Origin of the sequence: Klebsiella sp. D5A, assembly GCF_001620885.1 — a bacterium.
Taxonomy (GTDB): Bacteria; Pseudomonadota; Gammaproteobacteria; order Enterobacterales; family Enterobacteriaceae; genus Klebsiella; species Klebsiella variicola.
Genome location: NZ_LOAR01000009.1, coordinates 19,483 through 46,211, shown reverse-complemented (window position 1 = coordinate 46,211; position 26,729 = coordinate 19,483). Strand labels below are relative to the sequence as shown.

The 26,729-nt window shown below is 60.6% G+C and carries 22 protein-coding genes; 15 read left to right on the top strand and 7 right to left on the bottom strand.

The genetic code is table 11. The features are described 5' to 3' along the window. The first annotated feature begins 15 nt into the window (after positions 1–15). The 5 genes from AS136_RS14485 to AS136_RS14465 all read left to right on the top strand — a co-directional run bounded on the left by AS136_RS14485 (position 16) and on the right by AS136_RS14465 (position 7,282). Positions 16–2,214 (top strand): TonB-dependent receptor, encoded by a 2,199-nt coding sequence (locus tag AS136_RS14485; RefSeq protein ID WP_063266810.1) that lies wholly within the window; start codon positions 16–18, stop codon positions 2,212–2,214. Positions 2,215–2,320: 106 nt separating this feature from the next. Then, the gene (gene pheP, locus AS136_RS14480) at positions 2,321–3,697 is read left to right on the top strand and encodes a phenylalanine transporter (RefSeq protein ID WP_012968762.1); all 1,377 of its coding nucleotides are present in this window, start codon (positions 2,321–2,323) and stop codon (positions 3,695–3,697) included. Between the two features lie 187 nt (positions 3,698–3,884). Further along, positions 3,885–5,090 carry an MFS transporter gene (locus AS136_RS14475; RefSeq protein ID WP_162499996.1) on the top strand — a complete coding sequence of 402 codons (1,206 nt, stop codon included), beginning with the start codon at positions 3,885–3,887 and terminating at the stop codon, positions 5,088–5,090. Between the two features lie 16 nt (positions 5,091–5,106). Next, positions 5,107–6,129 (top strand): sugar phosphate isomerase/epimerase family protein, encoded by a 1,023-nt coding sequence (locus AS136_RS14470; protein WP_012968760.1) that lies wholly within the window; start codon positions 5,107–5,109, stop codon positions 6,127–6,129. Between the two features lies 1 nt (position 6,130). Next, a complete protein-coding gene (locus tag AS136_RS14465; RefSeq protein ID WP_012542529.1) occupies positions 6,131–7,282 on the top strand; it encodes a Gfo/Idh/MocA family protein in 1,152 nt (383 codons plus the stop codon). A gap of 19 nt (positions 7,283–7,301) precedes the next feature. Here AS136_RS14465 and AS136_RS14460 read toward each other — a convergent pair whose 3' ends face one another. Beyond that, a complete protein-coding gene (locus tag AS136_RS14460; RefSeq protein WP_022065425.1) occupies positions 7,302–7,718 on the bottom strand; it encodes an Exc2 family lipoprotein in 417 nt (138 codons plus the stop codon). 232 nt (positions 7,719–7,950) lie between these two features. Here AS136_RS14460 and AS136_RS14455 point away from each other — a divergent pair, with 232 nt between their 5' ends. Next, positions 7,951–8,931: a LacI family DNA-binding transcriptional regulator gene (locus AS136_RS14455; RefSeq protein WP_049156295.1), complete on the top strand. Its 981-nt coding sequence runs from the start codon at positions 7,951–7,953 to the stop codon at positions 8,929–8,931. 3 nt (positions 8,932–8,934) lie between these two features. Here AS136_RS14455 and AS136_RS14450 read toward each other — a convergent pair whose 3' ends face one another. Then, positions 8,935–10,179, bottom strand: a complete 1,245-nt coding sequence (locus AS136_RS14450; protein WP_004202471.1) for a mechanosensitive ion channel family protein — start codon at positions 10,177–10,179, stop codon at positions 8,935–8,937. 70 nt (positions 10,180–10,249) lie between these two features. Continuing rightward, a complete protein-coding gene (locus tag AS136_RS14445; RefSeq protein WP_023322189.1) occupies positions 10,250–11,677 on the bottom strand; it encodes an MFS transporter in 1,428 nt (475 codons plus the stop codon). Between the two features lie 108 nt (positions 11,678–11,785). On the opposite strand from AS136_RS14445, the gene AS136_RS14440 reads away from it, so the two are divergent. From AS136_RS14440 to AS136_RS14425, 4 genes are all read left to right on the top strand, one after another. Next, on the top strand, positions 11,786–12,652 hold the full coding sequence (locus AS136_RS14440; protein ID WP_008805530.1) for a helix-turn-helix transcriptional regulator: 867 nt from the start codon (positions 11,786–11,788) through the stop codon (positions 12,650–12,652). A 662-nt stretch (positions 12,653–13,314) separates the two neighbouring features. Then, positions 13,315–14,370: a DUF2157 domain-containing protein gene (locus tag AS136_RS14435; protein WP_023322190.1), complete on the top strand. Its 1,056-nt coding sequence runs from the start codon at positions 13,315–13,317 to the stop codon at positions 14,368–14,370. 173 nt (positions 14,371–14,543) lie between these two features. Beyond that, positions 14,544–14,861: a type II toxin-antitoxin system RelE/ParE family toxin gene (locus AS136_RS14430; RefSeq protein ID WP_023322191.1), complete on the top strand. Its 318-nt coding sequence runs from the start codon at positions 14,544–14,546 to the stop codon at positions 14,859–14,861. Further along, positions 14,854–15,141 carry a helix-turn-helix domain-containing protein gene (locus AS136_RS14425; RefSeq protein ID WP_023322192.1) on the top strand — a complete coding sequence of 96 codons (288 nt, stop codon included), beginning with the start codon at positions 14,854–14,856 and terminating at the stop codon, positions 15,139–15,141. Before AS136_RS14430 ends, AS136_RS14425 begins: the two co-directional genes overlap by 8 nt. Positions 15,142–15,576: 435 nt before the next feature. Here AS136_RS14425 and nfsB read toward each other — a convergent pair whose 3' ends face one another. The 3 genes from nfsB to AS136_RS14410 all read right to left on the bottom strand — a co-directional run bounded on the left by nfsB (position 15,577) and on the right by AS136_RS14410 (position 17,299). Then, complete coding sequence (gene nfsB, locus AS136_RS14420; protein WP_008805535.1) at positions 15,577–16,230, bottom strand: oxygen-insensitive NAD(P)H nitroreductase; 654 nt, start codon at positions 16,228–16,230, stop codon at positions 15,577–15,579. A gap of 119 nt (positions 16,231–16,349) precedes the next feature. Beyond that, positions 16,350–16,718 carry an MmcQ/YjbR family DNA-binding protein gene (locus AS136_RS14415; protein WP_008805536.1) on the bottom strand — a complete coding sequence of 123 codons (369 nt, stop codon included), beginning with the start codon at positions 16,716–16,718 and terminating at the stop codon, positions 16,350–16,352. Continuing rightward, positions 16,718–17,299, bottom strand: a complete 582-nt coding sequence (locus tag AS136_RS14410) for a TetR/AcrR family transcriptional regulator (protein ID WP_012968754.1) — start codon at positions 17,297–17,299, stop codon at positions 16,718–16,720. Before AS136_RS14410 ends, AS136_RS14415 begins: the two co-directional genes overlap by 1 nt. Positions 17,300–17,478: 179 nt before the next feature. Here AS136_RS14410 and AS136_RS14405 point away from each other — a divergent pair, with 179 nt between their 5' ends. Together AS136_RS14405 and AS136_RS14400 are read left to right on the top strand one after the other, a co-directional pair. After that, on the top strand, positions 17,479–18,594 hold the full coding sequence (locus tag AS136_RS14405; protein WP_162499993.1) for an MBL fold metallo-hydrolase: 1,116 nt from the start codon (positions 17,479–17,481) through the stop codon (positions 18,592–18,594). Positions 18,595–18,624: 30 nt separating this feature from the next. Continuing rightward, positions 18,625–18,966 carry a RamA family antibiotic efflux transcriptional regulator gene (locus tag AS136_RS14400; protein ID WP_002893035.1) on the top strand — a complete coding sequence of 114 codons (342 nt, stop codon included), beginning with the start codon at positions 18,625–18,627 and terminating at the stop codon, positions 18,964–18,966. A gap of 16 nt (positions 18,967–18,982) precedes the next feature. On the opposite strand, the gene AS136_RS14395 is transcribed toward AS136_RS14400, so the two are convergent. Then, the gene (locus tag AS136_RS14395; RefSeq protein ID WP_008805539.1) at positions 18,983–19,231 is read right to left on the bottom strand and encodes a DUF1158 domain-containing protein; all 249 of its coding nucleotides are present in this window, start codon (positions 19,229–19,231) and stop codon (positions 18,983–18,985) included. A gap of 501 nt (positions 19,232–19,732) precedes the next feature. Between AS136_RS14395 and AS136_RS14390 the strand changes: the two genes are divergently transcribed. Genes AS136_RS14390 through AS136_RS14380 form a run of 3 tightly spaced genes read left to right on the top strand, consistent with a single transcriptional unit; the run spans position 19,733 to position 26,695 of the window. Further along, entirely contained in the window at positions 19,733–22,456 is a 2,724-nt protein-coding gene (locus tag AS136_RS14390; protein ID WP_012542521.1) for a cation-transporting P-type ATPase, read from the top strand. Between the two features lie 53 nt (positions 22,457–22,509). Next, positions 22,510–23,589, top strand: a complete 1,080-nt coding sequence (locus AS136_RS14385; RefSeq protein WP_023322193.1) for an efflux RND transporter periplasmic adaptor subunit — start codon at positions 22,510–22,512, stop codon at positions 23,587–23,589. A gap of 13 nt (positions 23,590–23,602) precedes the next feature. Further along, positions 23,603–26,695, top strand: coding sequence for an efflux RND transporter permease subunit (locus AS136_RS14380; protein ID WP_023322194.1), 3,093 nt, complete (start codon positions 23,603–23,605; stop codon positions 26,693–26,695). The last annotated feature ends 34 nt before the right edge of the window (positions 26,696–26,729 follow it).

Below are 26,729 nucleotides of genomic sequence, written 5' to 3'. Positions count from 1 at the left end.
TCCATGGGGCAAATTATGCACACCACGTACTATTCATCCTTCCCGCTGCGTAAAACGCTGCTGGCCTTAGCCATCGGCGCTGCCAGTCAAACGGCGATGGCCGCGGACGCTGCCGCCGCGAAGCAACCTGGCGAAGAGACCCTCATCGTCGAGGCTAACGAAACCAGCGATTTTAAATCCGGCGGCGACCTGGTGGTTCCGGCATTCCTCGACGGGCAGATCGCTCACGGCGGCCGTCTGGGGATGCTTGGCGAACAAAAGGCGATGGACGTTCCTTTTAACGTTATCGGCTATACCTCGAAGCTGATTCAGGATCAGCAGGCGAAAACCATCGCCGATGTCGTCAGTAACGACGCTGGCGTGCAGGCCGTACAGGGCTACGGCAACTTCGCCGAGACCTATCGAATCCGCGGGTTTAAGCTCGATGGCGATGACATGACCATGGGCGGCCTGGCGGGCGTGGTGCCGCGTCAGGTGATGGACACCCAGATGCTGGAGCGCGTTGAAATTTTCAAAGGAGCTAACAGCCTGCTTAACGGTGCGGCCAGCAGCGGCGTCGGCGGGATGATTAACCTTGAGCCGAAACGGGCGGAAGATCTGCCGACCGCGCGCGTTGGCGTCGACTATACCTCTGATTCTCAGGTGGGCGGCACCCTCGACCTGGGACGCCGTTTCGGCGACAACAACCAGTTCGGCGCCCGGGTCAACCTGGTGCATCGCGAGGGTGAAGGCGCTATCGATAATGATAAACGTCGTACTACGCTGGCTTCGCTGGGGCTTGATTACCGCGGCGACCGTTTCCGCTCCTCGCTCGATTTCGGCTACCAGAAGAAAACGTTCCACGGCGGTACGATGGGCGTCAATATCAGCGGCGTGGATTTCGTTCCGGCGCTGCCGGACAACAGCAAAAACTACAGCCAGAAGTGGGGCTATAGCGATATCGAAAGCGAATTCGGCATGGCGAAGGCAGAATATGACCTGACCGATAGCTGGACGGTATACAGCGCCCTCGGCGGCCAGCATTCGCATGAAATTGGCACCTACAGCGCGCCGAAGCTTCTGAATAAAAACGGCGATGCGACGGTGGGCCGCCTGGATACTAACCGCATTATTGACGCGATCAGCGGCATGGGCGGGGTACGCGGCGATTTCAATACCGGCGCGATTTCGCATAAGGTGAACCTCGGCTATGCGGCGCAGGTGCATACCGATGCTACCGCCTGGCGGATGTCGGCGAAGAATCCGACCACCAATATCTATGACAACCGTGATGTGGCGATGCCGGATAACGCCTATTTTGGCGGCAACTACCACGATCCGCTGGTCACCTCGCGCAGCCGTACGCAGGGCTGGCTGCTGAGTGATACCCTCGGCTTCTTTAACGATAAAGTGCTGTTTACCGCCGCCGCTCGTCATCAGAAAGTGGTTGTGCGCAACTACAGCAACGCCACCGGGCTGGAAGATACTTCTTCGCGTTATACCCAAAGCCGCTGGATGCCGACGTTTGGCCTGGTGTACAAGCCGTGGGAGCAGCTGTCGCTGTATGCTAACCATACCGAAGCGCTGCAGCCGGGCTCTGTGGCGCCGACGACGGCGGCCAATGCCGGGCAGAGTACCGGGATCGCGCACTCGAAGCAGGACGAAGTGGGCGTCAAGATCGACTACGGAACGATCGGCGGATCGCTGGCGCTGTTTGAAATCAAAAAACCGAACGCTATTTCCGATACCGCTGGCAATTACGGCCTCGACGGCGAGCAGCGTAACCGCGGCGTAGAGATGAACGTCTTCGGCGAGCCGATGCTGGGGCTGCGTCTTAACGCCAGTACGGTGTGGCTGGATGCCAAACAAACTAAAACCGCTAAAGGCGCAACCGACGGTAAAGATGCCATCGGGGTGGCTAACTTCTACGCAGTGCTCGGCGCCGAGTATGATATCAAGCCGGTGGAAGGCCTGACCGCCACCGCGCGCGTCAATCATAGCGGGTCGCAGTATGCCGATGCGGCCAATACCAAGAAGCTGGATAGCTACACCACCCTGGATTTAGGCCTGCGCTATCGTATGCGCCTGAACGCCGACCAGAACGAAATGACCTGGCGCGTCGGGGTGACCAACGTGACCAACGAGAAGTACTGGTCTGGCATTGACGATACCGGTATCTATCTGTTCGAAGGCGATCCGCGTACCGTGCGCGTCTCAATGAGCTACGACTTCTGACGCTAAAAAAGCGGGGCGGGCGGCTGACGCTCGCCCCGCGCAACTTGCGACAATTCCCCCTAAGTGATAAAAGGTGCCCCTTCACAAAAACACACAGGGGAACGACGTGAAAGACGCGTCAACGTCGTCGGATGCCGTAGAAGAGAGCGGCCCGACGCTTCATCGCGGTTTACAGAACCGACACATTCAACTTATCGCCCTTGGCGGCGCGATTGGTACCGGCCTGTTTCTTGGCATTGGTCCTGCGATTCAAATGGCTGGCCCGGCGGTCTTATTGGGCTACGCCGTGGCCGGGATTGTCGCTTTTCTGATCATGCGCCAGCTGGGCGAGATGGTGGTGGAAGAGCCAGTATCCGGCTCCTTTGCCCACTTTGCCTACAAATACTGGGGCCCGTTCGCTGGTTTCCTGTCCGGCTGGAACTACTGGGTGATGTTCGTGCTGGTAGGGATGGCGGAGCTGACCGCCGCCGGGATCTACATGCAGTACTGGCTCCCCGACGTGCCCACCTGGGTTTGGGCGGCGGCCTTCTTCCTCATTATTAACGCCGTCAACCTGGTCAACGTCCGTCTGTATGGCGAAGCGGAGTTCTGGTTCGCACTGATTAAGGTGCTGGCGATTATCGGCATGATTGCCTTTGGCCTGTGGATGCTGTTTGGCGGCCACGGCGGTAGCAAAGCCGGGTTCGACAACCTGTGGAAACACGGCGGCTTCCTCGCCACCGGCTGGCACGGTCTTATTCTGTCGCTGGCGGTGATTATGTTCTCCTTCGGCGGGCTGGAGCTTATCGGCATCACCGCCGCCGAAGCGCAAAACCCGGAAAAGAGCATCCCGAAAGCGGTGAACCAGGTGGTTTATCGTATCCTGCTGTTCTATATCGGTTCGCTGGTGGTGCTGCTGGCGCTCTACCCGTGGGTGGAGATCAAATCCGACAGCAGCCCGTTTGTGATGATTTTCCATCATCTCGACAGCAACATGGTGGCCTCCGCGCTGAACTTCGTCATTCTGGTGGCCTCGCTGTCGGTCTATAACAGCGGTGTGTACTCCAACAGCCGGATGCTGTTCGGCCTGTCGGTGCAGGGCAATGCGCCGACGTTCCTCGCCCGCGTCAGCAAACGCGGCGTGCCGGTGAATTCGCTGCTGCTGTCAGGCGTCATTACCTCGCTGGTGGTGGTGCTGAACTACCTGCTGCCGCATGAAGCGCTGGGGCTGCTGATGGCCCTGGTGGTGGCGACGCTGCTCCTGAACTGGATCATGATCTGTATGGCGCACCTGAAGTTCCGTGCCGCCCAGCGCCGCAAAGGGCGTGAATCGAAGTTCAAAGCGCTGCTGGCGCCCGCCAGCAACTACTTCTGCATTGCTTTCCTTGGGTTGATTCTGGTGCTGATGTGCACTATCGACGGCATGCGCCTGTCGGCAATCCTGCTGCCGGTGTGGATCCTGTTCCTGTTTATCGCCTTCAAACTGCTGCGCCGCCCGGCGTAAGCGAGACGCCCCGCCGTCCGGCGGGGCTGCCTGCCTTTTTATTGTGATCCTCTTCGCAGGTGGGGAATTTGTCTGGCGATCTTCTTTTTGTAATCGATTACTTTTGTGTTGAGCGATTTTGTAATCGATTACTTTTCTGAGGGCGAGCAACATGGTCACAACAACAGAAGGTCGGGAAAGTGTCCGCGTGAGCCACCGTTTTCTGGTGCCGCGGTTGTCGTTAATGATGTTTATGCAGTTCTTTATCTGGGGCAGCTGGTCGGTGACCCTGGGGCTGGTGATGACCCGCTATGAGATGTCACTGCTGATCGGCGATGCGTTCTCCGCCGGGCCGATCGCCTCCATCCTGTCCCCCTTTGTGCTGGGGATGCTGGTGGACCGCTTTTTCGCCTCGCAGAAGGTGATGGCGGTGATGCACCTGGCCGGGGCGGCGATCCTGTGGTTTGTCCCCCAGGCGCTGGTGGCGCAGAACGGCGCCCTGCTGATTGGCCTGCTGTTCGGCTATACGCTGTGCTATATGCCGACCCTGGCGCTGACCAACAATATTGCGTTCCACAGCCTGGCGAACATCGATAAAACCTTCCCGGTGGTCCGCGTGTTCGGCACCATCGGCTGGATTATCGCCGGGATCTGCATCGGGGTGACCGGTATCTCTGATACCACCGGCATCTTCACGCTGGCGGCGCTCTGTTCGGTGGCGCTGGCGATTTACAGCCTGACGCTGCCCCACACCCCGGCGCCGGCCAAAGGCATGCCGGTTCAGTTTCGCGATCTGCTGTGTGCGGACGCCTTCGCGCTGCTGAAAACCCGCCATTTCCTGATTTTCTCCCTCTGCGCCACCTTAATTTCCGTGCCGTTAGGCACCTATTACGCCTATACCGCGTCGTATCTGGCGGATGCCGGCGTCAAAGATGTTAGCACCGCGATGTCGTTCGGCCAGATGTCAGAGATCGTCTTTATGCTGGTGATCCCGCTGCTGTTCCGTCGCCTCGGGGTGAAATACATGCTGCTCATCGGCATGGTGGCGTGGTTTGTCCGCTACGCCTTTTTTGCCCTCGGGGTCAGCGAAGAGGGGCGCTTCCTGCTCTATCTGGGCATTTTGCTGCACGGCGTGTGCTATGACTTTTTCTTTGTCGTCGGCTTTATCTACACCGACCGCGTGGCGGGCGAGAAGGTCAAAGGCCAGGCGCAGAGCATGATTGTGATGTTCACCTACGGGATCGGCATGCTGCTGGGCTCGCAGATCTCCGGCGCGCTGTATAACCATCTGGTGGCCGGCCAGAGCGTGCCGCAGGCCTGGGTGACCTTTTGGTGGATCCCGGCGGTGGCCGCCGCGGTTATCGCGCTGATTTTCCTTTTCTCTTTCCAGTACAACGAGAAAGAGCCGCACTAATTTTTCAGGAGGGGGTATGAAAACGATTAAGGGACCGGGCATTTTTCTGGCGCAGTTTATTGGCCCGCAGGCGCCGTTTAACACGCTGGCGGGGGTGGCGCAGTGGGCCGCCGGCCTGGGATACCGGGCATTGCAGATCCCCTGCAACCACCCGGCGATTTTTGATGTCGAGCGGGCGGCGGCGAGCCAGACCTACTGCGACGAGGTCAGCGGCACCCTGGCGGAGCATGGGCTGGTCATCAGCGAGCTGTCCACTCATCTTGAAGGGCAACTGGTGGCGGTGCATCCGGCGTATGACGCGGCGTTTGACGCCTTTGCCCCAGCCGCGCTACATGGCGATCCGCAGGCGCGCCAGCGCTGGGCGGTGGAGAAAGTGCGCCAGGCGGCAGTGGCCTCCGGCCGCCTGGGGCTGAAGGCGCATGCGACCTTTTCCGGGGCGCTGGCATGGCCCTTTTTTTATCCGTGGCCGCCGCACAATCAGCCGCTTCTGGATGAGGCCTTTGCCGAACTGGCCCGGCGCTGGCGGCCGCTGCTGGACCACTTCGACGAACAGGGCGTCGATGTCTGCTATGAGATCCACCCCGGCGAAGATCTGCACGATGGCGTGACCTTTGAGCGTTTTCTCGCGCTGGTGGATAACCATCCGCGCTGCAATATGCTCTATGACCCGAGCCACCTGCATCTGCAGCAGATGGACTATCTGACTTATATCGATATCTATCACTCGCGTATTAAAGCGTTTCACGTCAAGGACGCCGAATTTCGCCGCAACGGGCGCAATGGCGTCTATGGCGGATACCAGCCCTGGCAGCAGCGGGCCGGGCGTTTCCGCTCTCCCGGCGACGGGCAGATCGACTTCAAAGGGGTGTTCAGTAAGCTGACCGAATATGATTTTGACGGCTGGGCGGTGCTGGAGTGGGAGTGCTGCCTGAAGGACGCCGAGACCGGCGCGCGCGAGGGCAGCGAGTTTATCCGCCGCCATATCATTCCCGTTGCCGGACGGGCCTTCGATGACTTTGCCGCCGGCGGGAGGGAATAACATGATTCAGGTTGCGATAATCGGGGCAGGGTTTATTGGCCCGGCGCATCTGGAGGCGCTGCGGCGGCTGGGAGATGTCGAGGTCGTGGCGCTGTGCGACAGCCGCCTTGAGGCGGCGCAGCGCAAGGCGCAGGCGCTGAACATTGCCCATGCCTACGACAGCGTGGAGGCGCTGCTGGCCCATCCGGGGCTGCAGGTGGTGCATAACTGTACGCCGAACCATCTGCATGCCCAGATTAACCGGCAGATCCTCGCCGCCGGGCTGCACGTCTTCTCGGAAAAGCCGCTGTGTATGACGGCGGAGGAGGCGCGGGAGCTGGTGGCGCTTGCCGCCCGGGCCGGCGTGGTGCATGGCGTCAGCTTCGTCTATCGCCAGTTCGCCATGGTCCAGCAGGCGGCGGCGATGATCCGCCATGGCGAGGTCGGCAGGATCTTCGCGGCGCACGGCAGCTATTTACAGGACTGGATGCTGCTGGAGACCGACTACAACTGGCGGGTCGATTCGGCGCAGGGCGGCGCGTCGCGGACGGTGGCCGACATCGGCTCCCACTGGTGCGATACCGTGCAGTTTATGACCGGTCGGCGGATTGTCGAGGTGATGGCGGATCTGTCGATTGTCTGGCCGACGCGTAAAGCGCCAGTCAATGGCAAAGCGACCTTCAGCGCCGTTCACGAGGCGCAGGCATATGAAACCCGGCCTGTCGATACTGAGGACTTTGGCTCGGTGCTGTTGCGTTTTGACGATGGCAGCAAAGGCAGCTTGATGGTCTCCCAGGTGAGCGCCGGGCGGAAAAACCGTCTGGCGGTGGAGATTAACGGCAGCCTCTGTTCTCTGGCCTGGGATCAGGAAGTGCCCCAGCGACTGTGGATCGGCCACCGCGAGCAGCCGGATCGCCTGCTCAGCGACGACCCGAGCCTGCTGCGGCCGGAGGCCGCCGCCAGCGCCCATTATCCCGGCGGCCATATTGAGGGCTGGCCGGATGCCTTCAAGAATATGATGGGGCATTTTTATCAGGCGGTGCGCGCCGGGAAGATGCCGGAGGCCGGGGCCCGGCGCTTCGCCGCTTTCGACGACGGCGCCGATGTGATGTACATCATCGAGGCGATCGTCAAAAGCCATCAGCAGCAGCGCTGGGTCAGCGTCGAACGCTGAGCGCAGGCGGGGCGCAGGATTATTTCACCCCAAGATAGCCGTCGAGATAGGCACCGGAGAGCTCGTTGCCGAACAGGACGGCATCTTTATTTTCCATCGCATTATCCCATTTGTCGCTGGCGTTGCCGGTAAAGGCGTGCTCGGTACGGGTGCCATGCGCCGCCTGTTGTTTGATGGCCTCAGCGGTGTGGCGGGCGTCGCTTTCACTCATGCCAGCGGCTTTATCCTGCTGGCCGCGGGCGTACATTGCCGTGAAGGTCGGCAGGTTTAAACGGTAATTTTCCTGGCGGTTGACGGTGAAATTGCCGCCGACAAAATCGGAGCGGTGGGCGACAAACGCGTAAGCGTGGCGTTCCGGTGACGATTTTGACGAGGTGCAGCCGGTGATCGTTGCCAGGGCACAGCTGAGGGCGAGAACTGCGGTGGAGAGCCTCATGGAGATATCATCCTTAATCATAAATGAAGAAATAGGGCGCCAGGGGGCTGTCGCCAGAGCGCGAACCGGGTGGAACGGCAAAAGGATGCGCGTTAACGGCGTGGGAGAGAAGCCCTGATTTTTAATAGTTTTCTCGTGCGTTCCCGCGCTTTCGCGCCAGGCTGGCAGGCTGACCAGAGGTCATTTATGATAGCCTGCAGGATCCACCTCTATCGCAGGAAGTGCAGGGTTTATGTCTATTCAGAAAATTGCTCGTCTGGCCGGCGTCTCGGTGGCCACGGTGTCGCGGGTGCTGAACAACAGCGATACGGTAAAAGCCAAAAACCGTGAGCGCGTGCTGCAGGCGATCAAAGAGAGCAACTATCAGCCGAACCTGCTGGCGCGTCAGCTGCGAACCGCTCGCAGCAATATGATCCTGGTGATGGTCTCCAATATCGCTAACCCCTTTTGCGCCGAGGTGGTGAAAGGGATAGAAGAAGAGGCGGAGAAGAACGGCTACCGCATTCTGCTGTGTAACTCCGGGTCGGATCTGGCCCGCTCGACCTCGGGCCTGCAGCTGCTCTCCGGCAAAATGGTCGACGGCATTATTACCATGAACGCGCTCTCCAGCCTGCCGGAACTGACCACCATGATTGGCGATGCGCCCTGGGTGCAGTGCGCGGAGTATGCCGACACCGGCAGCATCTCCTGCGTCGGGATTAACGACGTCGAGGCGGCTCAGGGGGCGGTGTCCCGACTGGCCGATAGCGGCCGCCGCCGCATTGCGCTCATTAATCACGACCTGAGCTATCGCTATGCCCGTCTGCGCGAGCGCGGCTATAAAAGCGTGCTGCACGTGCACGGTCTGGCGTATCAGCAGGTGACTTACGCGCAGGATCTTAGCGCGGCGGCCGGTAAACGGGCGATGGAGCAGTTGCTGTCGCAAGACGAGCAGCCCGACGCGGTGTTTGCCGTTTCGGACTCACTTGCTGCCGGGGCGCTGCGGGCGATTGACCAGGCCGGACTGCGGGTGCCGGAGGATATCGCGGTGATCGGCTTCGACGGCACCGAGCTGGCGGAAGTGGTCTCCCCGCAGCTGACCACCGTCGAACAGCCCTCCCGGGCGATCGGCCGCACGGCGGTGGATCTGTTAATGAAACGCATCGACGATCCCGACGCCGCCGTCGAGCGGGTGATGATGGACTGGCGCGTGATAGCCCGCGCCAGCGCCTGAGGATCAGCGGGAGAAGGCGCCCGCCAGCGCGCGAATGTCGTTGCCGGTGGGCGTTTGATGAATGCGTAAGCCAAACTCCTCCACCACGGCGAAGACATGGTCGAAAATATCCGCCTGGATCCCCTCATATTCCGCCCACACCACGGTGTTGGTGAAGCAGTAGATCTCGATGGGCAACCCGTTGGCATCCGGCGCCAGCTGGCGCACCATCAGGGTCATATCCTGGCGGATGCGTGGATGATGGCGTAAATACTCCTGCAGATAGGCGCGGAAGGTGCCGACATTGGTCATTCGCCGCTCATTGAGAACCGACTGTTCCCCGGCGTACTGCTGGTTCCAGGCGCTAATCTCCTCGTGGCGCGAATCCATATAGGGCTTAAGCAACTTCGCCCGGATCAGGCGCTGCTGCTCCTGTTCATCAAGAAAATGAATGCTGGTGGTGTCGATGTTAAGGCTGCGTTTGATGCGGCGGCCGCCGGAGGCCGACATGCCGCTCCAGTTTTTAAACGAGTCGGAGACCAGCGACCAGGTTGGAATGGTGGTGATGGTGTTGTCCCAGTTGCGTACCTTCACCGTGGTGAGGCCGATATCGATCACCGCGCCGTCGGCGCCGTACTTCGGCATCTCCAGCCAGTCGCCAAGCTTGAGCATATCGTTGGCAGAGAGCTGGATACCGGCCACCAGACCGAGGATCGGATCTTTAAACACCAGCATCAGCACCGCGGCCATCGCGCCGAGCCCGCTAATCAGGATCGCCGGTGACTGGCCTATCAGCAGGGAAATAATCAGGATGCCGATAATAATCGCCGTCACCAGCTTAATCCCCTGGAATATGCCCTTCAGCGGCAGCTGTGAGGCGGCGGGAAATTTCTGCGCCAGCTTTAAGATCACATCCAGCAGCGAGAAGAAGGACAGCATGGCATATATCATCACCCATAGCTGAGCCACGGTGGTTAATATTTCCGCGGCCTCGCTGCCTTTTTGCAGCCACAGCACCGCCTGCACGTTGACGATGATCCCCTGCAGGGTAAAGGCCAGTCGGTGAAAGAGTTTATTCTGCGTGATGATTTGCAGCCACAGATGGCTGCTGGCCAACGCCCGTTTTTCGAACGCGCGCAGGACCACTTTGTGCAATATCAGATGCACGACCACGGCGGTGAATAAGATAATGCCGAAGATAATCATCAGCGAGCGGGTGGGGGTTATTTCGATTCCTAAGGCGGCAATTTGCGATATTAATTCCTGCATAACGTCTCCTGAATATCCAGCGGGTATGATGACCGCTGGATAGCTATTATGCAAATCACCGCCGCCGGTATTACGACGCTACCGTCGCAGGCTGTCGGTTGAGATGATGGCGCAGCCACAGCGCGATCGCCCCCAGCAACAGCATCATGGCCACCTCGACCAGCAGAAAATCAATCAGCGCCTGCGGATAGTTTCCGCCGCCGCGACGGGCCAGCGCCAGGAACAGCGAACCAAGGATAGCCGGTCCGAGACCGAGGGTCGCCTGCTGCAGGGTGCTGAGGATGGCGCTCCCGGCCCCGGCGTCGCTGGCGCTGATATCGCGCATGCCAATCCGGTAAAAGCTGTTGACGATCAGCGCCTGACCGTAGCCGATCAGCGCCGTGGCGGGGACCAGCGTCAGGGCGGTGGTGGCGATGCCGAAGCGGGAGAAGGTGGCGCACAGCAGCAGTAGCCCGGCGATCTGCACCGCCAGACCAGTCAACAGGATCCGCCCCATGCTGTGGCGGGCGATAAGCCGCGGGGCATACAGCGCCGAAATAAAATAGGCCACGCCGAGGGCGATAAAGCTATTGCCGGACTGCCACGGCGCCATCCCCAGCCCCTCCTGCATGGTCAGCGCCATGCAGAACATAAAGCCGGACCAGGCGCTGAAAAATAGCAGGGCGATGGCCATCCCGAAGCGGATGCTGGTCAACTGCAGCAGACGCGGCGGCAGCAGGGGATGGTCGCCGCGCTGCTGCTGGCGCAGGGCGCTCTGACGCATGGCGAACAGCAGCGGCAGGACCGCCACCAGCATCAGCTGCAGCCACAGCGGCCAGTGCAGCTCCGGACCGAGGGCCATCGGGAACAGCAGGCAGCAGAGGATCAGCGCGAGGTACAGCGTGCCCTGCCAGTCAATACGCGACGGCGTCTCGCGACGGGTTTCCGGCACATAGCGGCGGCTCAGAGCCAACACCAGCAGGCAGATCGGCACATTGATAAAAAAGGCGTTGCGCCAGCCCAGCCCGGCGATGTCCGCCGATACCAGCCAGCCGCCGCCCATCTGTCCGACAATAAAGGCGATCCCGCCGATGCCGCCATACAGGCTGATGGCCCGGGCGTGGGCGGGGCCTTTGAGGGTCACGTGCAGGGTGGCGAGGATCTGCGGCACAATCAGCGCCGCCCCGGCGCCCTGCAGGGTGCGGGCCGCCAGCAGGGCGCCGATGCTGTTCGCCATCCCGCACAGCAGGGAAGCGATGCCAAAGAGGGCGACGCCCCACATAAACAGGCGCCGGCGGCCATAGTTATCGCCAAGCTTACTGCCCATCGCCAGGCAGACGGCAAAGGCGACGCCGTAGAGCGCGACGATAAGCTCCAGCTGCGTGGCGCTGGCCGCCAGGGTGTGGGTGATGGCGTCCAGCGCCACATTGGTGATCGAGGTATCAATAAGCGGCAGCATCTGGCCGCCCAGCAGCAGCAACAGACCGGCGCGGCCGGGTGAAACAGCAGACGTATTCATGGGATTCTCCATTGCGTCATTCAGCAGACCGACGTAGCATTACCGATAAATTAAACGGGTACCAGTTCCTGTCTATACTGGTACTGGCACTACTATGCTGGAGGGGTGATGACCACGATGCCGCAACGGGAGTTGACGATCGCCGTGCCGGACGATCGACGCAAACAGCTGGGGGCATTTTTGCGCGCCCGCCGCGAAAGCCTCGATCCGCAGCGCCTGGGGTTGCCCCGCGTGGGCCGCCGGCGCACGCCGGGCCTGCGTCGGGAAGAGGTGGCGATGCTCGCCGACGTCGGCGTCACCTGGTACACCTGGCTGGAGCAGGGGCGGGAGGTGAATCCGTCGGAGGCGGTGCTGGTGGGGGTCGCGAATGCCCTGCAGTGCAGTCCGCTGGAGACCCGGCACCTGTTCGTACTGGCGGGGCTGACCCCGCCGGAAGCCACCCAGGTGACGGTGTGCGAAGGCATCAGCCCCGGCACCCGCCGGATGCTGGACAGCCTGATGCCGCAGCCGGCCAGCATTCAGAAACCGAACTTTGATATTGTGGCCTGGAACGACAGCTTCTGCCGCCTGATGGGCATCGATTTCGCCACCCTCCCGGAAGAAGATCGCAACTGTATTTATCTCTATCTGACCCATGAGACCTGGCGCAGCCGGATCGAAAATCGCGATGTGCTGCCGACCTTCGTCTCCTATTTCCGCGCCGCGATGGCCGAGCACCGTGGCGATCCGGCGTGGGAAAACAAGCTGGCGCGCTTTTTCGCCGCCTCGTCGGAGTTTGAAGCGCTGTGGCATCAGCGTTACGAGGTGCGCGGTGTGGAAAACCAGATTAAACATTTTAACCACCCGCAGCTCGGGCGATTCAGTCTGCAGCAGATGTACTGGTATTCGGCGCCGCGCAACGGTTCGCGCCTGCTGGTCTATCTGCCGATGGACGAGGCGGGCGAGCAGGCGCTGGCGTGGCTGGACCAACATTAATCACAAGGAATCAGATGGCTGGCAATGTGCCATCTTCGGGTATTCCCGGCCGGCGCTGCTGGACGGTTCCCTTACCCTCCGGGAGAGGGGTAGGGAAAGCACTGTCGGGAAGTCCTGTATGTGATCTACGACTTCAGCACACATTGCGCTCCCGATACGCCTTCTGCGTTATGTCACTCATGGCGCAGGGAGCGCACAGGGGGCGGCCAGTCGCCGCCGCCCCCTGTACCCCCGGGCTCCGGCCAGCAAAATCGCCACTGCGTGGTGCCTTCGACTTATCCCTGCAGGCTTCGGGTCGGGCCGAGGCAGCGTCCGTGCAAAACACGGCCCTCAGCCCGCATCCATGCGGCCTGCCGGGAACGTCTCAGCGATGTTGAGGCCGCAACACCGGCAGTTTCAGCAGCCCTGGTGGGTAACTTCCGGCAGGTCGCACGAACCCCAGGGACCGTAGGCCGGGTCAGGCGTAGCCGCCACCCGGCAATATGACGGGTATCGAGCCTGATATCATGCCCGGCGGCGTTGCGCTTACGCGGGCTTACGGTAAGGGGTAACAATCTGATATATAAATGGTTAAGTAGGCCGGGGAAGGCGACAGCTGCTGCCCGGCAGAAAGGCGAGCACATTAGCGAAAACAGGTTTGTCATCAGTCTCAAGGAATGCCTATGAACGTAACCCGAAAAGAGCAGCGCATTATTCAGCGCGCGCTGAACGCCTGGCAGGCCAGCGGGGAGTTAACCCCGTCGGACAGTCAGCGGCTGGCGCACACGCTGCGCGTCTCCCCCTTCGACTGGCGGCGCCTGAGCCGCTACGCCTTCTGGACCGCGCTGGCCTGCGTGCTGATTGCTCTGGGCAGCCTGTTTGCCGACAGCGAGCTGGTGGCGTGGCTGCTGAGCCTGTTCAGCCACTCGGCGCTGACGCGGATCCTGCTGCCTGCGCTGCTGGCGGTCGCCTGCTACGGCTGGGGTTTTCGCCGCCAGCGGCGGGAGAGGCAGTGGCACTACAGCACCGAGGCGATTTTGTTTCTGGGCGTCGTCTTTACCGCCGTGTCGCTATGGCAGCTTGGCGAACGGCTGGATAACGGCAGCGGCCATATCGCACCGCTGTTTCTGGCCGGATGCGTGATTTACGGCGCCATCGGCTATATTGCCCGCTCCGGGCTGGTGTGGCTCTTTTTTCTGCTGGCGCTGGGCAACTGGTTCGGCGCGGAAACCGGCTACGTCTCGGGGTGGGGCGCCTACTGGCTGGGCATGAACTACCCGATTCGCTTCGTCCTGTTCGGCGGCGCGCTGCTGGCGCTCTGCTACGGCGCGCAATCCCTGCTTCGCCAGCGGCAGCTGTTTACCGTCAGCAAGGCGATGGGCCTCACGTACCTGTTTATTGCGCTGTGGATCCTGTCGATTTTCGGCAATTACGACGCAGACAGCTGGTACCAGGTGAGCCAGGCGCGACTCCTGCCGTGGGGGCTGCTGTTTGCCGTAGCGGCCGGCGTCTGCATTTTTATCAGCCTGAAAACCGATGACGGAATGCTACGCGGCTTCGGACTAACCTTCCTGGCGATCAATCTCTATACCCGTTTCTTTGAGTTTTTCTGGAACGGGATGCACAAAGTGCTGTTTTTCCTGATCCTTGCCGTCTCGCTGGCGTTGATTGGCCGCTATGCCGAGCGCATCTGGCACGCCGGCGAAGGGCAGGTGGAGAAAAAAATAAGCTCTCGTTGAGAACGCTAACCCCTCAGGCCGCGCTCAGTCGCGGCCTTTTTTCGTCCCTGATTCCAGTTTCAGCACATTTTTCTGCGATTGGCTGCAAATGAGCATAGGCTTGCCGGGCATCTCAAAAATTAGCCTTTAAGGCAATTTGCCTTATATGCTAACATCCAGAGGAAGGGAGTCTGATGTTCAGAATAGTTGTGCATGTGGACGTTAAAAAGGAATTGCAGGCGCTTCCGCCCATTGTCCAGGCGAAGATGATCCGGCAAATAGACAAGTTACGCCAAAATCCCACCGCGCTGAGAGAACCTGACAGTAAACCGCTGGGGCAGGGGCTATTTGAAATTCGTGCGTTAGGTTCGGTACAGGGGCGAGGGATCTACGTTTTTCAGCAAGGCAAGACGCTCTTTCTGCTACGGGTTTTTGTCAAGAAAACGCAAAAAACCCCGTCATCGGAAATTCGCCTGGCGCTGAAGCGATTAGAGGAGATGCGCAATGAGTAAAAAGATCATTGACTGGGATACGTTAAAAACAGAACTGCTTAGCCAGCCTGAGGTTCAGGCTGCGTTCGATGCGCAAGAACGTCAACAGCGATTACGTACTATGCTGGCGCAATGGCGCGAGCAGGCGGGGCTGACCCGAGCCCAGGTGGCGCAGAGGATGGGGGTGAGTGCGCCGACGGTCTCCAGAATGGAAGCCAATGTCACCCGCGCCAGTCTGGATACCTTAACGCGATACGCGTTAGCCTGTGGAATAAAGCACCCACAAATTTTACTTTACTAACGCCCTCGGTGGCGATTCACTTACCGGCTCAAATTAACGACAGGCCGCACGGACCGTAGGTCGGGTAAGCGAAGCGCCACCCGACAAAACAACGGCGCATCGGGCTACGGTTCCGGGGAACAGTGAATGGGTGCGCTCTGCTGCCCTCACCCCGGCCCTCTCCCACAGGGAGAGGGAGAAACCGGCAGTTTCAGTCGCGCAAATGGGTAAATCACCAACAGGTCGCACGAACCCCAGGCCGGGCAAGGCGTGAGCCGCCGCCCGGCATAAAAGCCGCTCCGCACCCGCTGCCCGGCGGCGCTGCGCTTGCGCGGGCCTACGGTGAGAGGTAACTATATGATATACATTGTTATGTAGGCCGGGTCAGGCGTAGCCGCCACCCGGCAATAACAAGCAGCACCAGAGGCGCCCGGTGAAAGGCGCCTGGTGGAGAGATTAAATCTCGGTAATGGTCGTCGACTGCGGCAGACGCGACTTCGGCAGGGTAGCGTTGAAATCCTCCACGCTATGGTGGCCAACCGGGACCACCACCAGGCTGGTGTAGCCCTTGGCTTTCAGGTCAAACTCCTCATCGAGGATCGCAAAATCAACCCCTTCGATCGGCACGGCGTCGAGGCCCATCGCCGCTACGCCCAGCAGGAAATTGCCGACGTTGAGATACACCTGCTTCGCCATCCACTGATCGTCATCTTTCAGCTCTTTGCGGTGCATATCGGCAAAGAAGGTACGACCCTTGTGGTTAGCGGCTTTTGCGTCCGGGGTGGCGAAACGGCCATCGGCCTCTTCCTGATCCACCACGCGCTGCAGCCAGGCGTCGTCCATCGCGGTTTTCGCGCAGAACACCACCACGTGCGAGGCGTCGAGAATTTTGCGTTCGTTGAACACGTAGGTGCCGCTGGCGGCTTTGGCTACTCGAGCTTTCCCTTCATCGGTGCTGGCGACGATAAAGTGCCACGGCTGGGAGTTGGTGCTAGACGGGCTGTACTGCAGCAGCGTTTTCAGCTGTTCGGCTTCGCTGGCAGTCAGCTTTTTCGTGGCGTCAAAGGCCTTGGTGGAATAGCGCTTTAAAGCGACCGATACGATATCCATAACTCTTCCTCACAGTTTACAGCACCTTACCGGTGCGTTAAGGAGAGGAAGAGTACAGCGAAGATCGCCAAATGATAAGGGTGAAAAATGCGATAACACTTATCGCATTTGGCTGAAAATCAGCGCGGACGCAGGCGCTGCTGGGCCTTTTTACTCAGCTTGTTCACCACCTGATGCCACGAATCGTCAATCAGCTCGGCCAGCAGATCCTCGCTGATATCCTCTCCCGGCACCACCGTGATCCAGTGTTTCTTGTTCATATGGTAGCCCGGTTCGATACTGCGATAAATTTCCTGATTCAGCAGCGACTTCTGCGGCTCAGCCTTCAGGTTGACCAGCGCCCGGCCGCGAATGGTCATGGTGATCATAAAGATACGGCCATCGACCTTAAACACGTCGTACTCTGGCCCAAAAGGCCAGCAGTGCTCGGTAAACGGGTAGGTCAGGGCGATACGATGAGCGCAGGGATGCAGCATCTCGGGGGTCATTAGGCGTCCGCCTCATGCAGGGCGTTCCACATGGCTTCAAAGCCGAGGGCGATAATCTCCCGGGCGCGCTGCGGATCGTGGCTGGCGAATTCGATGGTGGTCTCCGCCAGCGACAGAAACAGGGCATCGCCAAAGGCGCGGTACGCCTCGCTGAGAAAAATCTCTTTCACCGACAGTTGGCACATTTCGTTGAGCTCCGGGAAGCTCTCTTTTACCTGGCGACGGGTTTCGTCGGTGATGCGCTCGCTGAGCGCCATCCGGCGGATCGCCTTGTGCTCCATCGGGTTGCGCACGCCCCAGTCGATATAGCTGTTCCAGATATTGCGCGCGTTCTCTTTCGGGCGCTTCTCGTGCGGATCCAGCCCGGCGATCATTGTGCGCACCAGGCGCAGCTTAATCGCGAGGTACAGCTCGTTGAGCAACTCATCCTTGGTGGCGAAATAGCGAAACAGCGTCCCCTCGGCCACCCCAGCGCTGCGGGCGATGGCCGACGTCGAGGCGGCGATGCCGGACTGGGCGAAAGCCGCGGTGGCAGCTTCCAGTAACGCTTGCTTTTTATCTTCACTCTTTGGACGAGCCACTACTTTTTTCCTCACGCAGGTTTAAACAAACCGCCGATCTTTGCACGTCTGACCAGGTCGCTGCAACGGCGGAACGCAAAAATTGAAAATCGTCTTGACGACTTTCATCACTTTCCTAATAATGAGTGCGTACTCACTCATAATCAAGTTATATCACAAAGCCTCCGGGATGGGGGCTTTTGTCTGGTCAGGATATGAACCGTGTCACTTTTAGCGTGGTCGCCATCATGTTACTCGCAGCAGCAACGACATTGCCGTTTGTCCTCAATGCCGGTTTTGGTAAGGCGCCGCAGGGGGCACAGCTTAGCCAGGTGGAAGCGTCTCCCCACTACCGGGACGGCCAGTTCCATAACCAATTGCCCACGCCAGGGTTCACCGGGCAGAAAAATATGCTGGCGGCGTGGTGGGATTTCCTGATGACCAAACGTGAAAACGCCCGTCCCGCTCAGCCGCTGCCGCTGGTGAAGACCGACCTGGCGACGCTGCCCCTGGGGCAGGATGTGATGGTCTGGCTCGGCCACTCCTCCTGGTACCTGCAGCTGGCAGGAAAACGTATCCTGATCGATCCGGTGTTCAGCGATTACGCGGCGCCGTTCTCCTTTATCAATAAAGCCTTTCCCGGCGACTATCCGTGGCGGGCGGAAGGGATGCCGGATATCGATCTGCTGATCATCTCCCACGATCACTACGACCATCTGGATTACGCCACCATCCGCGCCTTGCTGCCGAAAATTAAGCGGGTCATTACGCCGCTGGGCGTCGGGTCGCATCTGCGCTACTGGGGGATGGACGGGGCGCTGATTAGCGAAGCGGACTGGCAGCAGGCGATCCCGGTCAGCGATGAATTCACCGTTCACGTTCTGCCGGCGCGGCACTTTTCCGGCCGTGGACTGAAGCGTAACCAGACGCTGTGGGCCAGTTTTCTGTTCGTCACCCCGCAGCAAAAAATTTATTACAGCGGCGACAGCGGCTATGGGCCGCACTTCAAAGCGATTGGTGATGAATTTGGTCCGGTTGATCTGGCGATCATGGAGAACGGGCAGTATGACCAGGACTGGAAATATATTCACATGATGCCGGATGAAACGGCTCAGGCTGCCGACGACCTGCGCGCCCGCGCGGTGCTGCCTGGGCATGCAGGACGGTTTGTTCTGGCGAAACACAGCTGGGATGAACCGTATCAACGGCTGGCGGCTGCCAGCGAAGGAAGGGCCTGGCGTCTGCTGACGCCTATGCAGGGCGAGCCGCTGTGGGTCGCCGATAAGACGCAATCATTTAACGCCTGGTGGCGCTAAGCGCCAGTGCAGTTTCAGAGGAGAGAGCATATGACGATTTCCGCTCAGGTGATTGACACTATCGTCGAGTGGATTGATGACAACCTGCATCAACCGCTGCGTATTGATGATATCGCTCGCCATGCCGGGTATTCGAAATGGCATCTGCAACGGCTGTTTTTACAGTACAAGGGAGAGAGCCTTGGGCGCTATATTCGTGAAAGGAAGCTGCTGCTGGCCGCCCGCGATCTGCGCGACACCGATCAGCGGGTCTACGATATCTGCCTGAAGTATGGCTTCGATTCGCAACAGACCTTTACCCGCGTCTTCACCCGGACCTTCAACCAGCCGCCGGGCGCCTACCGCAAAGAAAACCACAGCCGCGCCCACTGAGGCGCGCTCTCCTGGTTTACCGTTCGAGGGAGAACCAGCGACGCCACACCCAGCGCAGCACCAGAAATTCAAGGGTGCCCAGCGCTAAGAACCACAGACAAAACAACACCGTATAGAGCTGGTTGAGATCCATCATATGGAATGTCTCAACCAGCTTTTGCGCCAGCGTCAGGCCCAGCGAAGGCGCGGGCAACAGCAGACAGGAGAGCAGGGCCAGCAGTAAGATCCCGGCGGCGGAGAGAAGCGTTTCCAGCGGATGTTTCATGTCATGTTAATCATCAGTTAAAAAACATATTGTCCGGTAAAATAATGCTTAACGCAATATGCTTTGTTTTTTTACTCTCTATAACACGGCTATTTTAAATATTATTGCCTGCCATTCGCTCTCATGTTAATTAATCTGAAATAATTTGTAATTAAGTTAATTGCAGCCGGATGTAAATTAACGTCATTATTATGCCAGCGCTTTTACAAAACTATAAGTGCTATATCCCACCAGCGTGGCAACAATGATGGCCAGCAGGATGTACAGCGCCAGACGGCGTCCTCGGTAGATTCCAAACATATTTAACCTCGTTTAGTTTTGGTTTATTAATATTCTGTAATATTTATCTTGTGAATTAACTTATCACACATTTTGTATTTTGCGAAAAATTTAGGCGCATATTGGATCACATTTTTACCGGCTTTTTAGCCACGTTTTACTTCATTGGCCAGGAATGATTTCAGGCTTTCCGATTCACGGAATTTATAAGGAAAATGTAATTTGACCAAGATGAATAACCCAAAGTTTACGACGCCCTCGGGCGACACCGCGCCACGGCAGGTCTGGCAGCAGACCGTTGACGCAGTGCTGGCGCAGACAAAAAGCCAGGCCGCTGGGTTAAATTCCGCAGACGCCGCCGAGCGCCTGAATACCTTTGGTCCGAATGCCCTGCCGGAAAAGAAGGGTAAACCGGGCTGGCTGCGCTTTCTCGCCCACTTTAACGACGTACTGATTTACGTGCTGCTGGCTGCCGCGGCGCTGACCGCCATTATGGGTCACTGGGTCGATACCCTGGTGATCCTCGGCGTGACGGTGATTAACGCCCTGATCGGTCATATCCAGGAGAGCAACGCCGAAAAATCCCTGCAGGGGATCCGCAACATGCTCTCCAGCGATGCCCGCGTCCAGCGTAACGGCAAACATGAGACTATCCCGACGCGCGACCTGGTTCCAGGGGACATCGTTATCCTGCGCGCCGGCGACCGCGTACCAGCGGATATGCGCCTGATTGAAACCCACAACCTGCGGGTGGAAGAGGCGATCCTCACCGGCGAGTCGACGGTGGTGGATAAAATCACCGACGCGCTGGAGGGCGACCTGCCGCTGGGCGACCGGGTGAACATGGTCTTCTCCGGCACCACCGTCAGCGCTGGCGGCGGCATCGGCGTGGTGACCGCCACCGGCGCGGAGACCGAACTCGGCCATATCAACCAGATGATGGCGGGCATTGAGAAGCACCGTACCCCGCTGCTGGTGCAGATGGATAAGCTCGGCAAAGCGATTTTTGTCATTATCCTCGCCATGATGGTGGCGCTGTTTATCTTTAGCCTCGCGCTGCGGGATATCCCGATGGGCGAGCTGCTGCTGTCGCTGATTAGCCTGGCGGTGGCCGCGGTACCGGAGGGGCTGCCGGCGATCATCTCGATTATTCTGTCGCTGGGCGTGCAGACGATGGCGCGCAAGCGGGCGATTATTCGTAAGCTGCCGACCGTGGAAACTCTCGGCGCCATGACCGTGGTCTGTTCGGATAAAACCGGCACTCTGACGATGAACGAAATGACCGTCAAAGCGATCATCACGGCAGACTGCTGCTACCGGGTGGAAGGCGACAGCTATGAGCCGCAGGGACGGATCTTCCTTGAGGGGAGCGACGAGCCCGTGCAGGTTCAGCCCGGCACCGTGCTGGAGACCTGGCTGCGCACCATCGACCTGTGTAACGACAGCCAGCTTACCCAGGATGAGCGCGGTCTGTGGGGGATCACCGGCGGGCCGACCGAAGGGGCGCTGAAGGTGCTGGCGGCGAAAGCGCAGCTCCCGGCGGTGGAGGCCCGTCTGGTGGCCAAGATCCCCTTTGACTCACAGTACAAATATATGTCGACCCTGCAGCACATCGATGGCGAGGCCCGGGTGCTGATCACCGGTGCGCCGGACGTTATCTTCGCCATGTGCCGCGAGCAGATGAGCCGCCACGGCGCGGTGCCGTTCGAGGCGCAGTACTGGGAAGAGGAGATGGCGCGCTTCGCCCGTCAGGGACTGCGCATGGTGGCGGCGGCCTGTAAGCCTGCCAGCCTTGATGCCACCACCCTCAACCATGAGGACCTGCAGGAGGGGCTGATTTTCCTCGGCATCGCCGGGATGATGGATCCCCCGCGTCCGGAAGCCATTGACGCCATCCATGCCTGCCAGACCGCCGGGATCCGCGTGAAGATGATCACTGGCGACCACCCGCAGACGGCGATGAGCATCGGCCAGATGCTGGGGATCACCAACAGCAGCCAGGCCATGACCGGCTACCAGCTGGAGCACATGGACGATGCGGCGCTGGCGAAGGCGGCGGTGGAGTACGACATCTTTGCCCGTACCAGCCCGGAGCATAAGCTGCGCCTGGTGAAAGCCCTGCAGGATAACGGCGAAGTGGTCGGCATGACCGGAGACGGCGTCAACGACGCGCCGGCGCTGCGCCAGGCCGACGTGGGTATCGCCATGGGTATCAAAGGTACCGAAGTCACCAAAGAGGCGGCTGACATGGTGTTGACCGATGATAACTTCGCGACCATCGCCAGCTCGGTAAAAGAGGGCCGTCGGGTCTATGACAACCTGAAGAAGACCATCCTCTTCATCATGCCGACCAACCTGGCGCAGGGGCTGCTGATCATCATCGCCCTGCTGGCGGGGAACATTATTCCGCTGACCCCGGTGCTGATCCTGTGGATGAACATGGCGACGTCGGCGACGCTCTCCTTCGGCCTTGCCTTTGAAGCCGCAGAGCGCAATGTGATGAACCGCCCGCCGCGTAAAACCGGCCAGCACGTGATGGATGGCTTCGCCGTGTGGCGAGTGGCTTTTGTCGGGTCTATGATTGCTATTGCCGCCTTTATCCTTGAGGCCTGGCTGGCGCCGCGCGGCCACAGTCCGGAGTTTATCCGCACCGTGCTGCTGCAGATGCTGGTGACGGCGCAGTGGGTCTACATGATCAACTGCCGCAGCAGCGACAGCTTCTCCCTGAGCATGGGTCTGCTGCGCAACAAAGGCATCTGGCTGGTGACCGGTGTCCTGCTGCTGATGCAACTGGTCATTATCTATGTCCCGCTGATGCAGAGCATGTTTGGTACGGAAGCGCTGCCGCTGCGCTACTGGTTTATCACCCTGGTCATCGGCGTCGCCATGTTCCTGGTGGTGGAAGTTGAGAAGCGCCTGACGCGCCGGTTCCGCAAAACGGCTTGATTGATCTCGCGCGCCTCGCTGCAGGCGCGCGTTACTTTCGCAAGGATCCCCCTATGATTAAAACCTTCCGCTTTGCTCTGCTGGCCTGCGGTCTGGCCGGCGGCGCCCTGACGGCGACCGCCGCGCCGGCGGTGCCGGTCCGCGTCGCCACGGTTGAACTGGCGCCTCATGCTGAAGAACGTGCCATCCCCGGGCGGGTCGAGGCGATCCGCGCCGTCGACATTCGCGCGCGCACCGAAGGGGTGATAGTTAAGCGCCATTTCCAGGATGGCCAGTATGTTACCGAGGGCGACCTGCTGTTTACCCTCGACGACGCGCAGCCCCGCGCGGCCCTGGCCCTGGCGCAGGCCGAGCTGAAAAGCGCCGAAGCCTCATTACGTCAGTCGCAGCAACTGCTCACTCGCTACGAGCGGCTCATTAACAACCACTCCATCAGCCGCAACGACGTCGACACGGCCCGGATGCAGCGCGACGTCGCCGCCGCCGCCGTGCAGCAGGCGAAAGCCCGCGTCGAGGCCCAGCAGATTGTGCTCAGCTACACCCGGATTGCGGCGCCGGTGACCGGTCGCGTGGGGCACAGCGCCTTTCACGTCGGGACGCTGATTAACCCATCCAGCGGCGTGCTGGTGGACATCGTGCAACTGGATCCGGTGCGGGTGTCGTTCGCTCTCGACGAAGCCGCATTTTTCAGCAAATCCGGCCAGCATGCCGACATCCGCGCCCTGAAGCAGGCGTGGCTGGCGCAGATTGACGTGGATGGCAAACGGCGCGATGGGGTGTTGACCTCCATCGATAACCGGATTGACGCCCGCACCGGCAGCGTGGCGGTGCGGGCGGAGTTCGCCAATCCGCAGCACCGTCTGCTGCCGGGCGGCAGCGTAACAATCCTGTTCCGTCCGCAGGAGCTGCAGTCACGGGTGATGATCCCGGCCGCCGCCGTGCAGCAGGATCCGCAGGGCTTTTTCAGCTGGGTGCTGAAGCCGGACCACACCGCCGGGCAGCGTCGTCTGACCCTCGCGGGGCAGCAGGGGCAGCAGTTTGCGGTTGAGAAAGGGCTGCAGGCGGGCGAGCAGGTGATCACCGACGGCGCGCAGCGTTTACGTGAAGGCGCCGCGGTACAGGTGCTGAACTAAGTAAGGAGAAGGGATGCTGACCTTTTTTATCCGTCGTCCGCGATTTGCCATGGTGATCGCGCTGCTGCTGACCTTTGTCGGCGCGGTGTCGCTGAAGCTGATCCCGGTGGAGCAGTACCCGGCGATCACCCCGCCGGTGGTGAACGTCAGCGCCAGCTGGCCGGGCGCCAGCGCGTCAGATGTGGCGGAAGCCATCGCCGCCCCGCTGGAGACCCAGCTCAACGGCGTCGATCATATGCTGTATATGGAGTCCACCAGCTCGGATGAGGGAACGTACCGCCTGAGCATTACCTTCGCGGCGGGCACCGATGCCGACCTGGCGGCGATCGACGTGCAAAACCGGGTGGCGCAGGCGCTGGCGCAGCTCCCGGCGGAGGTGCAGCAGAATGGCGTCCAGGTCCGCAAGCGCGCCAGCAACCTGCTGATGGGGGTGAGCCTCTACTCGCCGCTGGGCACGCTGTCGCCGCTGTTTGTCAGTAACTACGCCAGCACCCAGGTGCGCGAGGCGCTGGCCCGCCTGCCCGGCGTCGGCGAGGTGCAGATGTTTGGCGCCCGGGATTACAGTATGCGCATCTGGCTGCGTCCGGACCGCATGAATGCGCTCAACATCACCACGGATGACGTTGCCCAGGCGCTGCGCGAGCAGAATGTGCAGGGCGCGGCGGGGCAGGTGGGCACCCCGCCAGTATTCAACGGCCAGCAGCAGACGCTGACCATCAACGGGCTGGGGCGTCTGAACGAGGCGGCCAGCTTTGGCGAGATTATCCTCCGCCGCGGCGCGCAGGGGCAGCTGGTTCGCCTCGCCGACGTGGCGACCATTGAGCTGGGCGCCCGCAGCTACAGCTCCGGCGCGCAGCTGAACGGTAAAGCGTCGGCCTATCTGGGGATCTACCCGACGCCCACCGCCAATGCCCTGCAGGTCGCCAGCGCAGTGCGTGCGGAGCTTAACCGCCTGCACACTCGCTTTCCGGCGGATCTCACCTGGGAGGTGAAGTTCGATACCACCCGCTTTGTGGCGGCGACGATCAAAGAGATCGGCGTCTCGCTGGCGCTGACCCTGCTGGCAGTGGTCGTGGTGGTGTCGCTGTTCCTGCAGAGCTGGCGAGCGACGCTGATCGTAGTGCTGGCGATCCCGGTGTCACTGATCGGCACCTTTGCGGTGCTCTATCTGCTGGGCTACAGCGCCAACACCCTCAGCCTGTTCGCGATCATTCTCGCCCTGACGATGGTGGTGGATGACGCCATTGTGGTGGTAGAGAATGTGGAAACCAAAATGGCGGAAGGGCTGGATCGCCTGCAGGCCACCGCCCAGGCGCTGCAGCAGATCGCCGGGCCGGTGATCGCCACGACCCTGGTGCTGCTGGCGGTATTTGTGCCGGTGGCGCTGCTCCCGGGGATCGTCGGCGAGCTGTACCGGCAGTTTGCCGTGACGCTCTCCACCGCGGTGGCCCTGTCGAGCCTGGTGGCGCTAACCCTGACACCGGCCCTCTGCGCACTGCTGCTGCGCCCGCGTCCCGCCCAGCCAGCGGCGGTGTGGCGGGCGTTTAACCGTCTTCTCGACGGTACCCGCGACGGCTATGGCCGGCTGGTGGGCTGGATGAACCGCCGTCCCTGGCTGGCGCTGGCGGCGACGGTGGCGGCAGGCGCGCTGGTGGCGTTCAGCTTCACCTCGATGCCGAAAGGCTTCCTGCCTCAGGAAGATCAGGGTTACCTGTTTGCCAGCGTGCAACTGCCGGAGGCGGCGTCGCTGGAGCGTACCGAAGCGGTGATGGCCCAGGCGCGCAAGCTGCTGATGGCTAACCCGGCGGTGGAGGATGTGATTCAGGTGTCCGGCTTCAACATTCTCAACGGCACCAGCGCCTCTAACGGCGGGTTTATCTCGGTAATGCTCAAGGACTGGCACCAGCGGCCGCCGCTGGATGCGGTGATGGCGGATATTCAGCGCCAGCTGCTGTCGCTACCGGAGGCGACGATCATGACCTTCGCGCCGCCGACCCTGCCGGGCCTGGGGAATGCCTCGGGGTTTGATCTGCGCATTCTGGCGCAGGCCGGTCAGTCGTCGGCGGAGCTGGAGCAGGTGACGCGGGAGATCCTCCAGCTGGCGAACCAGCATCCTCAACTGAGCCGGGTGTTTACCACCTGGAGCAGCAACGTGCCGCAGCTGACCCTGACGGTCGACCGCGATCGGGCGGCGCTGCTGGATGTGCCGGTGGCGCAGATTTTCAGCAGCCTGCAGACGGCGTTCGGCGGCACGCGCGCCGGCGATTTCAGCCGTAACAATCGTGTCTATCATGTGGTGATGCAAAATGAGATGCAGTGGCGCGAGCGGGCAGAGCAGATTAGCGAGCTGTACGTCCGCAGCCGCGACGGCGAGCGGGTGCGGCTGAGCAATCTGGTCACCATTACGCCGACGGTGGGGGCGCCGTTTATTCAGCAGTACAATCAGTTCCCGTCCGTTTCAGTGAGCGGTTCAGCGGCCGAGGGGGTCAGCAGCCGCACGGCGATGGCGGCCATGGAGCAGATTTTGCAGGCCCATCTGCCGCCGGGATATGACTACGCCTGGAGCGGGATCTCCTGGCAGGAGCAGCAGACCGGCAATCAGGCAGTGTGGATCGTGCTGGCGGCGGTGGCGATGGCGTGGCTGTTCCTGGTGGCGCAGTATGAGAGCTGGACGCTGCCGGCGAGCGTCATGCTCTCGGTGCTGTTCGCCATCGGCGGAGCGCTGCTCTGGCTGTGGACCGCGGGCTATGCCAACGATGTGTATGTTCAGATAGGGCTGGTGCTGCTGATTGCCCTGGCAGCGAAGAACGCGATTCTGATTGTTGAATTCGCCCGCAGCCGGCGCGAGGAGGGGCTGTCGATAGTTGACGCTGCGCGCGAGGGGGCCACCCGCCGCTTCCGCGCGGTGATGATGACCGCGGTGTCGTTTATTATCGGCATCATGCCGATGATGCTCGCCACCGGCGCCGGGGCGCAGAGCCGGCGGATCATCGGCACCACGGTATTCAGCGGTATGCTGGTGGCGACGATGATTGGCATCCTGTTTATCCCGTCGCTGTATGTGCTGTTTCAGCGTATGCGTGAGTGGGCGCATCGGCGGGGGTAAGTGTTGCGCCACAGCGTCTGCCTGTCGATCCCCT

Coding starts and splice junctions, on each gene's coding strand:
- AS136_RS14470 (WP_012968760.1), top strand. CDS start 5,107: ATGAAAACGATTAAGGGACCGGGCATTTTTCTGGCGCAGTTTATTGGC.
- nfsB (WP_008805535.1), bottom strand. CDS start 16,230: ATGGATATCGTATCGGTCGCTTTAAAGCGCTATTCCACCAAGGCCTTT.
- AS136_RS14425 (WP_023322192.1), top strand. CDS start 14,854: ATGAGTAAAAAGATCATTGACTGGGATACGTTAAAAACAGAACTGCTT.
- AS136_RS14380 (WP_023322194.1), top strand. CDS start 23,603: ATGCTGACCTTTTTTATCCGTCGTCCGCGATTTGCCATGGTGATCGCG.
- AS136_RS14415 (WP_008805536.1), bottom strand. CDS start 16,718: ATGACCCCCGAGATGCTGCATCCCTGCGCTCATCGTATCGCCCTGACC.
- AS136_RS14400 (WP_002893035.1), top strand. CDS start 18,625: ATGACGATTTCCGCTCAGGTGATTGACACTATCGTCGAGTGGATTGAT.
- AS136_RS14450 (WP_004202471.1), bottom strand. CDS start 10,179: ATGCAGGAATTAATATCGCAAATTGCCGCCTTAGGAATCGAAATAACC.
- AS136_RS14465 (WP_012542529.1), top strand. CDS start 6,131: ATGATTCAGGTTGCGATAATCGGGGCAGGGTTTATTGGCCCGGCGCAT.
- AS136_RS14455 (WP_049156295.1), top strand. CDS start 7,951: ATGTCTATTCAGAAAATTGCTCGTCTGGCCGGCGTCTCGGTGGCCACG.
- AS136_RS14445 (WP_023322189.1), bottom strand. CDS start 11,677: ATGAATACGTCTGCTGTTTCACCCGGCCGCGCCGGTCTGTTGCTGCTG.
- AS136_RS14485 (WP_063266810.1), top strand. CDS start 16: ATGCACACCACGTACTATTCATCCTTCCCGCTGCGTAAAACGCTGCTG.
- AS136_RS14430 (WP_023322191.1), top strand. CDS start 14,544: ATGTTCAGAATAGTTGTGCATGTGGACGTTAAAAAGGAATTGCAGGCG.
- AS136_RS14440 (WP_008805530.1), top strand. CDS start 11,786: ATGACCACGATGCCGCAACGGGAGTTGACGATCGCCGTGCCGGACGAT.
- AS136_RS14385 (WP_023322193.1), top strand. CDS start 22,510: ATGATTAAAACCTTCCGCTTTGCTCTGCTGGCCTGCGGTCTGGCCGGC.
- AS136_RS14395 (WP_008805539.1), bottom strand. CDS start 19,231: ATGAAACATCCGCTGGAAACGCTTCTCTCCGCCGCCGGGATCTTACTG.
- AS136_RS14460 (WP_022065425.1), bottom strand. CDS start 7,718: ATGAGGCTCTCCACCGCAGTTCTCGCCCTCAGCTGTGCCCTGGCAACG.
- AS136_RS14435 (WP_023322190.1), top strand. CDS start 13,315: ATGAACGTAACCCGAAAAGAGCAGCGCATTATTCAGCGCGCGCTGAAC.